Annotated in this window: 10 protein-coding genes and 2 pseudogenes; 9 read left to right on the top strand and 3 right to left on the bottom strand. The window is 72.7% G+C overall.

Going from position 1 to position 14,004, the window contains the following annotated elements:
- The first annotated feature begins 358 nt into the window (after window positions 1–358).
- The 3 genes from B9S58_RS22825 (at window position 359) to B9S58_RS22835 (ending at window position 3,793) form a co-directional block, all read left to right on the top strand.
- Entirely contained in the window at window positions 359–928 is a 570-nt protein-coding gene (locus B9S58_RS22825) for a hypothetical protein (protein ID WP_103533944.1), read from the top strand.
- Window positions 929–1,059: 131 nt separating this feature from the next.
- A complete protein-coding gene (locus B9S58_RS22830; protein WP_103533949.1) occupies window positions 1,060–2,097 on the top strand; it encodes a rod shape-determining protein in 1,038 nt (345 codons plus the stop codon).
- A 34-nt stretch (window positions 2,098–2,131) separates the two neighbouring features.
- The gene (locus B9S58_RS22835) at window positions 2,132–3,793 is read left to right on the top strand and encodes a GAF domain-containing sensor histidine kinase (protein WP_258044901.1); all 1,662 of its coding nucleotides are present in this window, start codon (window positions 2,132–2,134) and stop codon (window positions 3,791–3,793) included.
- A gap of 24 nt (window positions 3,794–3,817) precedes the next feature.
- Here B9S58_RS22835 and B9S58_RS22840 read toward each other — a convergent pair whose 3' ends face one another.
- Window positions 3,818–4,249, bottom strand: coding sequence for an Lrp/AsnC family transcriptional regulator (locus B9S58_RS22840; RefSeq protein ID WP_103533951.1), 432 nt, complete (start codon window positions 4,247–4,249; stop codon window positions 3,818–3,820).
- Window positions 4,250–4,366: 117 nt separating this feature from the next.
- Between B9S58_RS22840 and B9S58_RS22845 the strand changes: the two are divergent.
- The 4 genes and pseudogenes from B9S58_RS22845 to B9S58_RS22860 all read left to right on the top strand — a co-directional run bounded on the left by B9S58_RS22845 (window position 4,367) and on the right by B9S58_RS22860 (window position 8,911).
- Window positions 4,367–5,590: pseudogene (locus B9S58_RS22845) on the top strand (MFS transporter).
- Between the two features lie 207 nt (window positions 5,591–5,797).
- Window positions 5,798–5,965, top strand: a complete 168-nt coding sequence (locus B9S58_RS38110) for a hypothetical protein (RefSeq protein WP_181009415.1) — start codon at window positions 5,798–5,800, stop codon at window positions 5,963–5,965.
- A gap of 62 nt (window positions 5,966–6,027) precedes the next feature.
- A complete protein-coding gene (locus B9S58_RS22855) occupies window positions 6,028–7,551 on the top strand; it encodes an acyl-CoA synthetase (protein ID WP_103533945.1) in 1,524 nt (507 codons plus the stop codon).
- Window positions 7,541–8,911, top strand: coding sequence for a carboxyl transferase domain-containing protein (locus B9S58_RS22860; protein WP_103533946.1), 1,371 nt, complete (start codon window positions 7,541–7,543; stop codon window positions 8,909–8,911). The genes B9S58_RS22855 and B9S58_RS22860 overlap by 11 nt, the downstream gene beginning before the upstream one ends.
- A 13-nt stretch (window positions 8,912–8,924) precedes the next feature.
- Here the strand turns inward: B9S58_RS22860 and B9S58_RS22865 are convergent, their stop codons facing one another.
- A complete protein-coding gene (locus B9S58_RS22865; RefSeq protein WP_103533947.1) occupies window positions 8,925–10,190 on the bottom strand; it encodes an MFS transporter in 1,266 nt (421 codons plus the stop codon).
- A 123-nt stretch (window positions 10,191–10,313) separates the two neighbouring features.
- Window positions 10,314–11,502, bottom strand: a pseudogene (locus tag B9S58_RS22870) (RNA-guided endonuclease InsQ/TnpB family protein).
- Between the two features lie 152 nt (window positions 11,503–11,654).
- On the opposite strand from B9S58_RS22870, the gene B9S58_RS22875 reads away from it, so the two are divergent.
- The gene (locus B9S58_RS22875; protein ID WP_103533948.1) at window positions 11,655–12,464 is read left to right on the top strand and encodes a potassium channel family protein; all 810 of its coding nucleotides are present in this window, start codon (window positions 11,655–11,657) and stop codon (window positions 12,462–12,464) included.
- 326 nt (window positions 12,465–12,790) lie between these two features.
- Window positions 12,791–13,981 carry an IS110 family transposase gene (locus B9S58_RS22880; protein ID WP_103531401.1) on the top strand — a complete coding sequence of 397 codons (1,191 nt, stop codon included), beginning with the start codon at window positions 12,791–12,793 and terminating at the stop codon, window positions 13,979–13,981.
- The last annotated feature ends 23 nt before the right edge of the window (window positions 13,982–14,004 follow it).

A 14,004-nucleotide genomic window follows, 5' to 3' on the forward strand; every position in this document is an offset into this window, starting at 1 on the left:
CCGCGGTGCCGCGCCGGGCGGCCCGCCGGGCATCTCGCCGGTTGCCGCGTCGGGCTTCGGACGTGCCTTCCGGGGCGGCCCGTCCGGCCCGTCCGGCCCGTCCGGTGCGGGCCCGACGGACGCGGGTGCAGGTGCGGTCACGGCGTAGGGGCCCAGCGCCTCGACGGGAGTTCCGCACCCGGCGCAGGCCAGGGCTCCGTTGAGATGCCGTCGGCACGGGTGGCAGTAATCCATGGCGCCCGCAGGCTAGGCGCGCACCGAACAACCAGGGAAGCCGCACAGGTGAGGATCTTGTGAGGAAGGCCGGATTCCGGTGACAGCCGGTCCGATTCGCCTGACACGCGGGAGGATGGGCGGCATGACCGCCCCCACCCCCTTCGGCCCCCTTGAGTTCCAGCTCGTCCTGCTGCGGCGGATGGCCGACCACCAGCCCGGCCTGGTCGAGGAGGCCCGGCACGAACTGGGCGCCTCCCTCGCCGACATGAGGGAGGCCAACCGCCGCTGGCAGGCCATGGCCCGGGCGCCCCGGGGGCGGGGGTCGCTGCGGCGCTACCGCTCGGTGCTCGGCGCACCGGAGGCGGCCCTGCCGCGCCGGGTCGGGGACCTGGAGTGCGAGGCGCTGCTGTGGCCGGTACCGCTCTGGCCGGACCTGCGGTTCGAGGTGATGGCCGGTCCCGGCGGGGCCGTGTGGAACGAGTGGCTGGTCCGGGCCCCGGGCGCGGCCGGGCCCGGACCGACCTCGCCGGACGCACTGCGCCCCTGGTCGTGCACCGTGGACGAGGCGGCCCGCGCCTTTCCCCCGGCCCGGCCGATGGAGGGCAGCGCCCCGACCCGGTGGTCGCTGGCCGTCACCGACCCGGCCACCGGACAGGAGCGTGTCGCCGAGTTCACCTGGGGCCTGTTCCAGCGGCTGCTTCCGGCCCGCTGAACTGAGGAGCCGTCAGCTCCTGCCCCCCTTACGGCGCAGCTCGGCGCGCGCGACGGGCCGGGGAGCGCGACCATGCAAGGAGAGACCGGCGGCCGCCGGTGCCCCCATCCGCGCTCTCGGGAGAACTCGCCGTGACCGTCAGCCTTGAACAGTTGCAGCGTTGCCATGTCGCCGTCGATCTCGGGGCCGCGAGGACCCGGGTGTACGTCAAGGGGCTGGGGCTCGTCGTCGACGAACCGAGCGTCGCCGCCGTCAACACCCGTACGGGCTCCCTCATCGCCGTCGGCGCGCTCGCCGAGCAGATGACCGGCCGCACCCCCGACTACATCCGGGTCGCCCGCCCCGTCTCCGGCGGCACCGTCGTCGACATCGAGATGGCCCAGCGGATGCTGCGCCACCTGCTGGGCGACAAGCTCCGCCGCCAGTTGCGCCGCAAGCCCCGGCTGCGCGCCGCCGCCTGCACCCCGCACGACGCCGATCCGCTGGCCCAGCGCGCGACGGTGGAGACTCTGGTCGGGCTCGGCGCCCGCCGGGTCGAGCTGGTGGACACCCTGATCGCGGCAGCCGTGGGCTGCGGGCTGCCGGTCGAGCAGCCGACCGCCACCATGATCATGGTGTGCGGGGCCGCCACCACCCAGATCGCGGTGCTCTCGCTCGGCTCCATCGTGACCGCCGTCCGGATCCCGGTGGGCGGCAACGCGATCGACGAGGCGATCATCCAGCATCTGCGTCAGCACCACGAGCTGCTGCTCCCGAGCCAGTCCGTGCGCCCGCTCCAGCTGGCGCTGCACGGCAACGGCCTCCAGCTCACCGGCCCCGCCCTCACCGAGATCCATGGCCGCGACGTGGCGACCGGACTCGCCCGCTCGGTGCAGGTCGACACCGCCGCCGTACGGCAGGCCATCCACACTCCGCTCACCGCGGTGCTCGACGGCGTGGGCAAGGTGCTCCGCGACTGCCCGCCCGACCTGGTGGCCGACCTCGCGGACCGCGGGATCATGATGGTGGGCGGCAGCGCGCTGCTCCCGGGCCTCGACCAGATGCTGCGCGACGCGACGGGAATGCCGGTGCACATCGCGGAGCGCCCCGACATCTGCTCGGTGCTCGGCCTGGGCGCGATGCTGGACGGCAAGGTCCAGCCGATGGTCCTCAACCCGCTGGTGGGGTGAGCCCGTCGGCAGGGATCCGGTGGTGGTACGGCCGATGCGGACGGCGCGGGTGAAGGGGCCCCTGGAGCCCGGTCCGGCCGCGGCCGGGCGGCTGCCGATGCTCCTGGAGGCGGTCCTCAACGTCGGCAGCGACCTGGAGCTGGGCTCCACCCTCCAGCAGATCGTGGACACCGCCACCGCCCTCACCGGGGCCCGCCAGGGTGCGCTCGGGGTGCTCGCCCCGGACCGGGACCGGATCGACGGGCTCTACACCGCCGGGATGACGGAGGCGGAGCGGCGCGACCTCGACCTGTTCCCGGACGACCCGTCCGGGGGGCCGTCAGCCCTCACCCGGCAGGACCTTCCGCCGGGCTGTACGCCGGACTGTCCCCCGGTGCGAAGCTTCCTCCGGGCCTCGATCCGGGTGCACTCCGAGGTGTTCGGCCACCTCTGTCTCGCCGGGAAGCCGTCCGGGCCGTTCACCGACACGGACCAGGCCCTGCTGCGGGTCCTCGCCGCCCAGGCCGGCATCGCGATCGGCAACGCCCGGCTGTACGAGACGGCCCGGCAGCGCGAGCGCTGGATCGAGGGCGCGGCGGCCGTCACCACGGCCCTGCTGACCGGTACCGACGCGGCCGACGCGCTGATGACGGTGGCCGAGCGGGCCCGGGTCCTGGCGGGCGCGTCGGCCGGGGTGATCCTCCAGCCGACGGAGGAGGGCGGGATGGAGATCGTCACCGCCTCGACGCCGGACGATCCGGCGGGCATCCTCGGCACGGTGATCGAGCCCGGTTCCGCCGTGCTGGTGCAGCTGCTCGGCGGCGAACCGGTCTTCATCGACGACTCGGCCACCGACCCCCGGATGACCACCGGCGTGCGCTCCCGGTTCGGGCCGAGCATGATGCTGCCGCTGCAGAGCGGCGGGCGGCTCATCGGCACGCTCGCCCTGCCCCGGCGGCGCGGCGAGCGGCCCTACACGGACGTGGACCGGCTGCTGGCGACCCAGTTCGCCTCGCAGGCGGCGCTGGCCCTGGTGCTGGCGGACGCGCAGGCCGACCGGGAGCAGCTCGCGGTGTACGAGGACCGCGACCGGATCGCCCGTGACCTGCACGATCTGGTGGTCCAGCGGCTCTTCGCCACCGAGATGATGCTGGAGTCGACCCGGCGGCGGGCAGCGTCGGAGGAGATTCACGGCACCGGGCCCGGCGGAGGGACGGAGGGCGGGGAGTCAGAGGCCGAGGAAGACGGCGCGGAGGCCGGGGACGACGGGGAGGCGGAGACCCGGGACGGCACGGAGGCGGAGGCCGTTGTACTGCTGGGCCGGGCCGTGGACGAGCTGGACTCCACCATCCAGGAGGTCCGCACCGCGATCTTCGCCCTCCAGCAGCCGCCCGCCGAGGCCCCGAGCACCTTCCGGGGCCGGGTGCTGCGCGAGACCGGGGGCGCGGCGGCCCTGCTGGGCTTCCCGCCGTCGGTGCAGTTCACCGGGGCGGTGGACACCCTGGTGAGCGAGGAGACGGGCCGGGAGCTGCTGGCCACCCTGCGCGGGGCGCTGGCCGCCGCACACCGCAGGCCCGGGGTGTCGGCCATCGAGGTGGAGGTGGACGCCACGGTCCGGCTGCCGGACGGAGCGACCGGGGTGCGGCTGGTGGTCTCGGACGACGGGCGCGGCGAGGATGGCCGTCCGACGACGGTGACCTGGCAGACCCCGGTCTGACCCGGGGTGCCCGGCGGGCGGGATTCAGCGCTTCGGGGCCGCCCGCAGAGCGATCCGGGTGTTGGAGTGGGCGATGCCCGCCTCCCGCTTCAGCCGGCGCAGCAGGGTGTCCAGTGCTCCCGGGTCGGCGGCGGTGGCCCGTACGAGGTAGTCGTGGCCGCCCGTCACGTGCACGACCTCCGTGATCCCGGGAAGCATCAGCACCGAGCGCTCGAACTCCTCGTTCGTCGTGTCGAGGCGCAGCGTCACATCGATGAAGACGACCAGGCCCGAACGGGTGTCGGCGGCCGGGTCGACGATGACGGTGAAGCCTCGGATGACCCCGTCACGGCGCATCCGGCGGACCCGGTCGCCCGCCGCGTTGGCGCTGAGCCCCACGCGTACGCCCAGATCCCGGTACGAGATCCGGGCGTCCTCCTGGAGAATGCCGAGGATTTCCCTGTCCAGCCGATCCATACCGCGATTGTCCCAGCTTGCGGCGATATCGGCTGAGGAGGGCCCGCCGAGAACCGCTGCCCCCGGTCGGCGCAGCCCGGCGGGCCGTGCGCTGCCCCGCATCCTTGACTTGCCTGTGTGGACACCTCCGTCAAGCAGTCCCCCGAGCCGCCCGCCCCGGCGGCGGCCGCACCGTCCGCGGCTGCGTACCGCAATCTCGTCATGGCGACGGCCGGCTTCGCGCTGACCTTCTGGGCGTGGAACCTGATCGCGCCGATGTCCGGGGATTACCAGGACCGGCTGGCGCTCAGCTCGTTCCAGCAGTCCTTCCTCGTGGCCGTGCCGGTGCTCGTCGGGTCGCTCGGCCGGATCCCGGTGGGGGCGCTGACCGACAGGTACGGCGCGAAGCTGATGTTCCCGCTGATCTCGGCGCTGACGATCGTGCCGGTGCTGTTGCTGATCCCGGCGAAGAACTCCTACGGGGCGATGCTCGCGGTGGGCTTCCTGCTGGGGCTCGGCGGGACGACGTTCGCGATCGGCGTTCCGCTGGTCAACTCGTGGTTCCCGCCCGCCAGGCGGGGCTTCGCGCTGGGCGTGTTCGGGATGGGCATGGGCGGGGTGGCGCTGTCGGGCTACTTCACGCCGCGCATCGCGAAACACGGTGACAACCTGCCCTTCCTCGTGGTCGCGGGGGCGCTGGCGGTGTTCGTGCTGCTGGCCGCCGTGCTGGTCAGCGACCACCCCGGCCGGAAGATCCCCACGGACACGCTGGTGCACCGGCTCGGCGAGGCCGGGAAGCTGCGGGTGACCTGGGAGCTGTCGGCGCTGTACGCGATCGGCTTCGGCGGCAGCGTGGCGTTCGGAGTCTATCTGCCGACGTATCTGAAGACCTGGTAAGAGATGTCGCCGACCGAGGCGGGCACCAAGGCCGCCGGGTTCGCGCTGGTCACGGTCGTCCTCCGGCCCGTAGGCGGCTGGCTCTCGGACCGGGTCCATCCGGCGCTGGTGACCTCGGCGGCTCTTCTGCTGGCCGCTCTGATGGCGATCGTGCAGGCCTTCGAGCCGCCGCTGTACCCGGTCGGCACGATCGCGCTGCTGGCCATGGCGGCCAGGCTCGGCACCGCGAGCGGCAGTGTGTTCGCACTGGTCTCCCAGGTGACGCCACAGCCGAAGGTGGGCAGCGTGACGGGCCTCGTCGGCGCGATGGGCGGGCTGGGCGGGTTCGTGCCTCCGTTGGTGATGGGCGCGATCTACAGCACCAAGGACTCGTACGCGATCGGCTTCATGCTGCTGTCCGACCTGGCGTTGGCGGGATGCGTATACGCGTACGGGCGGATGCGGGACGTCCGGCGCGACGGGTGATCCCCTCGGATGTGTGAGACCGGATGCGCGCCGATGGGGGGCGTAGCCGCCCGACTCCAACGGGTCGGTGTCGTCGCCGGTGGTGAGGCAGAGGCTCCCAGCGGCATCGGTCAGCCGGACCGTGCCATCGCGTGCGGAGTGCGGCACGGACCGGCCCGGCAGCACGGCGAGTGACGTGGCCTCGCCCCGTTCGGCAGCGCCGAGGGCGTGTTGGACCTGCTGGTGGTCGGCGGCGGGGATGTCGGCCGCGACACGTGGGACGCGGGCCTCGGGATCGGCGGCAACGGCCGGGCCGGTGGCGGGGACGGCGAGCGCGGCCGCGAGGAGTGCGGCGAGAGGGGTGGCGCATCCGGAACACCGTGGGGGCGCGGGTGACGCTGCCCTCATCGCCGCCGGGGCCCCGGCGGCGGCCGACCCGAAGCCCTAGGCTTCCCGGCGTGACCCTCCTTCTTCCCGCGCTCCAGTCCCCCACCGGCCCGGCGGCCTCCCGGGAGGCCGTCCGCTTCGGTGATCTCTCCCTGACCTACGGCCGGCTGGCCGGGGCCTCCGCCGCACTCGCCGCCCGCGTCACGGACGCGGGCCGGGTCGCCGTCTGGGCCACCCCGACGCCGGAGACGGTGATCGCGGTGGTGGCGGCGCTGCGGGCCGGGATTCCGGCTGTACCACTCAACCCCCGCACGGGCGCACGCGAGTTGGCTCACATTCTGGCCGACAGCGAGCCCACGGTCGTGCTGGCAGGACCGGACGACGCGCTGCCGCCCGCGCTGGAGAAGCTGCGGCGCGTGACGGTGAACGGTTGGGCAGATACCGGAGCCCTGGAGGGGCACGGGGCCGACGGGGCGGGCGAGGCGGCCCCCCTGGCCCCGGCCGCGGTGGCGGGCGAGGCCGGCCCCGAGTCCCCCGCCCTGATCGTCTACACCTCCGGCACCACCGGCCCGCCCAAGGGGGCCGTCCTGCCCCGCCGGGCCATCGCCGCGTCCCTGGACTCGCTGGAGGACGCCTGGGGGTGGACCGGCGACGACGTCCTGGTCCACGCCCTGCCGCTGTTCCACGTCCACGGCCTGATCCTGGGCGTCCTCGGCCCTCTGCGGCGTGGCGGATCCGTGCGCCACCTGGGGAGGTTCTCACCCGAGGGCGTGGCCCGTGAGCTGGGGTCCGGGGGCACGATGCTGTTCGGTGTGCCGACGATGTACCACCGGCTGGCGGAGGCGCTGGACGCGCCCGAGGGAACCACCGAACGGGACGCGCTGGCCGGTGCACTGACGGGTGCCCGGCTGCTGGTGTCCGGGTCGGCGGCGCTGCCCGCGCACGACCACGAGCGCATCGCGGCGGCGACCGGGCGGCGGGTGATCGAGCGGTACGGGATGACGGAGACCCTGATGAACACGGGGATCCGGGCGGACGGCGCCCCGCGCCCCGGCACGGTGGGCCCGCCGCTCGCCGGGGTGGAGCTGCGTCTGGTTGAGGAGGACGGCACGGTGCTCGACGCGGCAGGGGCGATCGGCGAGATCCAGGTCCGGGGCCCGAACCTGTTCACCGGCTACCTCAACCGGCCCGACGCCACCGCCGCCGCGCACACGGCGGGCGGCTGGTTCCGTACGGGGGACGTCGGCACGGTGGACGAGGACGGGTACGTCACGATCGTCGGGCGCAGGGCCACCGACCTGATCAAGAGCGGCGGCTACAAGATCGGCGCGGGCGAGATCGAGAACGTGCTCCTGGCCCACCCCGGGGTCCGGGAAGCAGCCGTGACCGGCGAGGAGGACTCCGACCTGGGCGAACGGGTGGTGGCCTGGGTGGTCGCGGCCGACCCCGACGCTCCGCCCCTGGCGGAGGAGCTGGCGGACCATGTGGCGGCCCAGCTGGCCCCGCACAAGCGCCCGCGCACGGTGCGCTACCTGGACGCCCTGCCCCGCAACGACCTGGGCAAGATCATGAAGAGGTCGCTCCATGCCCGATGAAGCCCCCACCCAGCCCGATGAAGCCGCCTTCCGGCCGACGGCCCGGGAGATGATCGCGCTGCTCACCGGTACCGCGGGCTTCACCGAGCACCGCCCTCCGGCGCGTCCCCTGCCGCCGGACGGTCCGCTCGGCTGGGCGGGGTACGACGCGGCGCGGGAGCGGGCCGGGGCGCGGACCGGCGAGGAGGAGTCCGTGGTGTACGGCACCGGGGTCGTCGGGGACCGCGCGTGCGTCCTGCTCTCCTTCGAGTTCGGCTTCCTGGGCGGCTCGCTGGGCCGACTGGCCGGAGACCGGCTGGCGGCCGCGTACGAGTTGGCCCTGACCCGGCGGCTGCCCCTGCTCGCGCTCGTCGCCACCGGCGGCAGCCGCATGCAGGAGGGCATGGTCGCCCTCACCCAGCTCCAGCGGGTGGCCGCCGCCGCCACCCGGCTGCGGGCGGCCGGGCTCCCGCAGATCGCCGTGGTCCGCGACCCGACGACCGGCGGTGGCTGGGCCACGGTGGGGGCGGGCGCCGATGTGGTGCTGGCGCTGCCCGGTGCGCAGGTCGGCTTCGCCGGTTCCCGGGTGCGGCCGCCGGACGCGGATCCTCACGCGTACAGCGCCGAGGGCCAGTTCGCCGCGGGCCAGGTGGACGCGGTCGTGCCGCCCGGTGAGCTGGCCGCCACGGTGACGCGCTGGCTGCGCGCGCTCGGCCCGCACGACGCGCTCCCCGCCGCCCCGTTGCCCCGCGCACTGTCGGCGGCCCGGCTGCCGGAGACCGGACGGGAGGCGGTGGCGCAGGCCCGCGATCCGCGGCGGCCGCGCGCGGAGGCGTATCTGGCCGACCACTTCGCCGTACGGCTCCCCCTCCACGGCGACCGGTGCGGCGGCACGGATCCGGGGCTGCTGTGCGGCTTCGGGCTGCGCGCGGACGGGCTGCCCGTCGCGTACGTCGCCCAGTGCGGGACCCCGACCCGTCCGGCCGGATACCGCGCGGCGGCCCGGACGATCCGGCTGGCGGACCGGCTCGGCGTCCCCGTCCTCACTCTCGTCGACACCCCGGGCGCGGCCAACGACGCCGAGGCGGAGCGGACCGGCGCGGGCGCGGCCATCGCGGACACGTTCGCGGCCATCGCGGCGGCCCGGGTCCCGGTGACGACTCTGGTGATCGGCGAGGGCGGCTCGGGCGGGGCGCTGGCTCTCGCGGCGCCGGACAACACCCATGTCACGGCGGACAGTTACTTCTCCGTCATCGCCCCGGACCTGGCCGCCGCGATCCTCAAGCGGCCGCCGACGGAGACCGGTGCCACCGCCGACCAGCTACGGCTGCGTCCGCAGGACCTCCTGGACCTGGGCTTCGCCCGCTCGATCGTCGGCTGAGCGAGGGGAATGTTCAGGGCTGCGGGTCGCGGGCGTCGTAGCGGGCGAAGGCGCGCCACTTCAGCGCGAGCAGGGCCACGCCGGTCACGCACAGGATGCCGCCGCCGGTGACGGCGACGGCGGGCGAGACGAGGTCGGCGACGGAGCCCGCCAGGAAGTCCCCGAGGCGGGGGCCGCCCGCCACGACGACGATGAAGACGCCCTGGAGCCGGCCGCGCATCTCGTCGGGAACGGCCGCCTGGAGCATGGTGTTGCGGAAGACCATGGAGATGGTGTCGGCGCATCCGGCGAGCGCCAGGAAGAGCAGCCCGAGCCAGAGGTTGCGGGTGAGCCCGAAGACGGCGATGGCGATGCCCCAGGAGCCGACGGCCAGCAGCACCGCGAGTCCGTGCCGCCGGATCCGGCCGAGCCAGCCGGAGAACACCCCGCCGAGCAGCGCGCCGAGGGCCGGGGCGGCGACGAGCAGTCCGGTGGTCCGGGCGTCACCCCCGTACCAGAGGACGGCGACGACCGGGAAGAGGGCGCGGGGGTGGGCGAGGACCATCGCGCACAGGTCGGTGAAGAAGGTCATCCGCAGGTTGGGCCGGGTCCCGAGGAAGCGCAGCCCGTCCAGGACGGAGGCCCGCTTGCCCGTGTCGCCTTCGTTCCGCTCGGGCAGCATCGAGGGCAGCCGCCACATGGCGTACAGGGAGGCGGTGAAGCAGACGGCGTCCACGCTGTACGCGGCGCGGTAGCCCCACCAGCCGACGATCAGGCCGCCCAGCATCGGCCCGACGAGCATGCCCGTCGTGGTGGTCATGGAGTTCAGCGCGTTGGCGGCGGGCAGCTGCTCGGCCGGCAGCAGCCGGGCGATCATCGAGGAGCGGGCCGGTGCGTTGAGGGCGAAGCAGACGGCCTGGAGGGCGACGACCGCGTACAGCGGTCCGACCCGCTCGATGCCCGCGAGGGCCGCCGCCACCAGGACGACGGACAGGACGAACGACCCGATGGCGCTGAAGAGCCCGAGCTTGCGCCGGTCGACGGTGTCGGCGACGGCCCCGCCATAGAGCCCGAAGACCACGAGCGGCACGAGCGAGCAGAACCCGATGAGCCCCACGGAGAACGCGGACCCGGTGATGTCGTAGACCTGGAGCGAGACCGCCAGCGCCGTCATGCCCTGGCCGACCCAGGAGACGGTGTTCCCGAACCAGAGCCGCCGGTAGTCGGGCGAGAGCCGCAGCGGGGTGAGGTCGGCGAATATGGGGATGCGGCACCCGGGTGGTTCGGTCGTTTCGGTCACAGGGGATGGTAGCCAGCCCCTCCCCGGCGGACCGGTGTCAACCCACCGCCTGCCGCGGGGACGACTGCCGCACGGTTCCTACGATGCCCGTTTGACGCTCTCCCCTGTAAACGGGGGAGATTCCTACGGCTCGCGCCGAGAGACTTCCTGTTTCATCGCCGACCGCCCGCCCGGAGGACTCCGTCGAGGTCTTACACCAGCTCCACAGGCTTCGGCCGCCCGTCCGGCGGCAAGAAGGTTCTTGGCCGCGTTCACGTCCCTGTCGTGGGTCGTTCCGCAGTCGCACGTCCAGGTGCGGACGTTGAGCGGCATCTTGCCCTGCAAGGCGCCGCAGTCGGAGCACAGCCTGGAGGAGGGGAACCACCGGTCGACCGCGATCACGTCGCGCCCGTACCAGGCCGCCTTGTACTCCAGCATGGAGCGGAACTCGCTCCAGCTCGCATCCGAGATGGCTCGGGCGAGTGTGTGGTTCTTGACCATGTTGCGCACGGTCAGGTCCTCGATCACGAGCGTTTGGTTTTCGCGCACGAGTCGAGTGGTGATCTGGTGGAGCAGGTCACGGCGGCGGTCCGCGACGCGGGCGTGCGGCGACCTTACGCCGCGCCTTGGCCCGGTTATTGCTTCCCTCGGCCTTCTTCGCGAGGTTCCGCTGAGCCTTCGCGAGCCGGGCGCGGTCCTTGCGTTCGTGCCTCGGGTTGGTGATCTTCTCGCCGGTCGAGAGGGTCAGCAGGTGAGTCAGGCCGACGTCGATGCCGACCGCCGTATCGGCCTTGGGAAGCGGCTTCACGGATGCGTCGTCGCACAGCATCGAGACGAACCAGCGTCCCGCCGCGTCCTGCGACACGGTCACCGTGGACGGGTTCGCCCCCTCGGGGAGCGGCCGGGACCTCACGATGTCGAGCGGCTCGCGCATCTTGGCCAGCGTCAGCTTCCCGTCACGGAACCGGAATCCGCTGGTGGTGTACTCGGCGGACTTCCGCGACGTGCGCTTGGACTTGAAGCGCGGGTACTTGGCCCGCTTGCCGAAGAAGTTGGTGAACGCCGTCTGCAAGTGCCGCAAGCACTGCTGCAACGGAACGCTGGACATCTCGGAGAGGTAGGCCAGTTCCCCGGTCTTCTTCCACACCGTCAGCATCGCCGACGTCTCGTTGTAGTTGACCCGCTCCTGCCGAGTCCACGCCTCAGTACGTGCGGCGAGCGCCATGTTGTAGACCTTCCGCACGCATCCGAACGTGCGCGACAGCTCGGCTGCCTGCGCATCGGTCGGATGGAAGCGGTACTTGAACGCCCGCTTCACCTTGTCCGCGGCCACGCTCAGAAACTAGCGACCCTGCGACTTAAGATCAACCTGCGGGTCGAAGCACTGCGACCGGCCCTGGCGGCGAATCCCGGCTGGTTTGCCCTGCTCCGCAGGCGCTGTTTCCTCCCCGAGCCAAAGCACGGGGATCCACACAGGAGGAAAAGATGAAACATCGAATCGCTCCGGACCAGTGGGAACAGCGCACACGAACCCCGCTGCTGGCGCTGGCTGTGGTATTCGCCGTCTCCTACGCCGTCCCCGTCCTCGCTCCGGGCGCACCGGTCTGGACGCACACGGCGTGCCGGGCGGCCGAGTGGGTGGTGTGGGCGGCGTTCGCCGGAGACTACGTGACGCGGCTGCTGCTCGCTCCCGGGAAATGGGCCTTCGTCCGCAGTCATCCGCTGGACCTGCTGGCCGTGGCCCTGCCGCTGGTCCAGCCGCTGCGCCTGCTGCGGCTGGTGTCCACCCTGCTGCTGGTGGGCGGGCGGGCCAGGCACGCGCCGCAGATCACGATGACCGTCTATGTCGCCGGGTCGGTCGTCGGCCTCATGATGTTCGGTTCGCTCGCGGTGCTCCAGGTCGAGCGGGACGCGCCGAGCGGCAACATCCGCACGATCGGGGACGCGGTGTGGTGGTCCTTCACCACCATGACGACGGTGGGATACGGGGACCTGGCGCCCACCACCGGGCTCGGCAGGCTGCTCGCCGTGGGACTGATGCTCTCCGGCATCGCGCTGCTCGGTGTCGTGACGGCGAACATCGCGGCCTGGTTCATCTCCCGGTTCGACCGGGAGAACGCCGAGGGACAGAAGCAGACGGCCCTCCTGGAAGCCCTGACCGCGGAGGTCACCGCTCTGCGGGCCGAGGTGGCGGGCCTGACGGGCACCTCCGAGCTCGAAGCACCGAAGGTGCCCGGCCCCTCCTCTGCCGGACCGTGTGCGCGCACGGTCCGGAACGTGGTTCCGGGTGAGTAGGCGACGCTACCGCCAGGGCTCGGTCACCCGGCCGGACGGGTGCCGGTGGCTCCATCCCGGGTGCGGCTTCCGCGGGCGACACCTCAAGCGGTCCTACGTTGTTGGTGGGTTGGACGGGCCAGTCGTAAGGTCCAGAGGCCCAGAGACTCCGGGTATGGCTTTCAAGCGGTTGCCCTTGATGGTTCATGCCACCTGGCCGCCCGGAGTCTCACGACGACTCGGCCGCTGATTAGGAGCTGCGAGCACCTGCGGGTGCATCGCTGAGTAGGACCACGCTGGCGAGGTCGTTCGGGAGAACAGCAATCACCGACGGACCGGAGGAACCCGTGCCCCAGATCTGGGCAGGCGTGGACATAGGCAAGACCCGTCACCACTGCGTGGTCCTGGACGCGGAAGGCAAGCGACTGCTGTCGCGCCGCGTGCTGAACGATGAGCCGGAACTGCCGGCTCTGCTCGCCGATGTGCTGGCGATCGACGAGGACGCCGTGTGGGCGGTCGATGTCGCCGACGGCATGGCGGCCTTGCTGATCAGCGTGCTGCTCAATCACAGCCAGCAGCTGCTCTACATCCCCGGTCTCGCGGTGAACCGGGCCTCGGCCGGCTACCGCGGCATGGGCAAGACCGACGCCAAGGACGCCACCGTCATCGCCGACCAGGCCCGAATGCGCCGCGACCTGACCGCGCTGCGGCCGGACGACGAGGACGCCGTCGAGCTGCGGATCCTCACCAACCGGCGAGCCGACCTGAACGCCGACCGCACCCGCCGGATCAACCGACTGCGCGGTCAACTCAACAGTATTCTCCCGGCGTTGGAACGGGCCCTCGATCTGGGCAACGTCGGCCCGCTGATCCTGCTGACTGGCTACCAGACCCCGGCCGCCCTGCGCCGCACCGGCGCCAAGCGGCTGGAGACCTGGCTGCACAACCGCAAGGTCCGCGGCGCCTCGGACCTGGCCGCAGCCGCTTCCGAAGCGGCCGGGCGCCAGCACACCGCCGTCCCCGGGGAGAAGATCACCGCGCAGGTGATCCACACCCTGGCGAAGGAGGTGATGGGCCTCAACGAGCAGATCACCGAGATCGACAAGCTCATTGCGGCCCGGTTTCGCGAGCACGAACTCGCCGAGGTGATCTCCAGCATGCCCGGAATCGGCCCACTCCTGGGCGCCGAGTTCCTGGCCGCCACCGCCGGCGACATGAGCCGCTACGGCACCGCCGATCGTCTGGCCAGCCTCGCTGGAGTGGCCCCCGTGCCCCGCGACTCCGGCAACGTCAGCGGAAACCTCCACCGCCCCAGGCGCTACCACCGCGGCCTGCAACGCGTCTTCTACACCTCCGCGCTGATCAGCATCCGCAACTGCGACGCGTCCCGGTGCTTCTACGAACGCAAGCGCGCCGAAGGCAAGCGACACACCCAGGCCGTCCTCGCCCTGGCCCGGCGACGGGTCAACGTCCTGCGCGCCCTGATTCGTGACGGACGGTGCTACCAACGTGAACTCCCGGTCACAGTGGCGGCTTGACAACCTCATTAGGAGGTGGCAGC

Origin of the sequence: Streptomyces sp. SM11 (assembly GCF_002910905.1) — a bacterium.
Classification (GTDB): domain Bacteria; phylum Actinomycetota; class Actinomycetes; order Streptomycetales; family Streptomycetaceae; genus Streptomyces.

Coding starts and splice junctions, on each gene's coding strand:
- B9S58_RS22825 (WP_103533944.1), top strand. CDS start 359: ATGACCGCCCCCACCCCCTTCGGCCCCCTTGAGTTCCAGCTCGTCCTG.
- B9S58_RS22835 (WP_258044901.1), top strand. CDS start 2,132: ATGCGGACGGCGCGGGTGAAGGGGCCCCTGGAGCCCGGTCCGGCCGCG.
- B9S58_RS22840 (WP_103533951.1), bottom strand. CDS start 4,249: ATGGATCGGCTGGACAGGGAAATCCTCGGCATTCTCCAGGAGGACGCC.
- B9S58_RS22860 (WP_103533946.1), top strand. CDS start 7,541: ATGCCCGATGAAGCCCCCACCCAGCCCGATGAAGCCGCCTTCCGGCCG.
- B9S58_RS22875 (WP_103533948.1), top strand. CDS start 11,655: ATGAAACATCGAATCGCTCCGGACCAGTGGGAACAGCGCACACGAACC.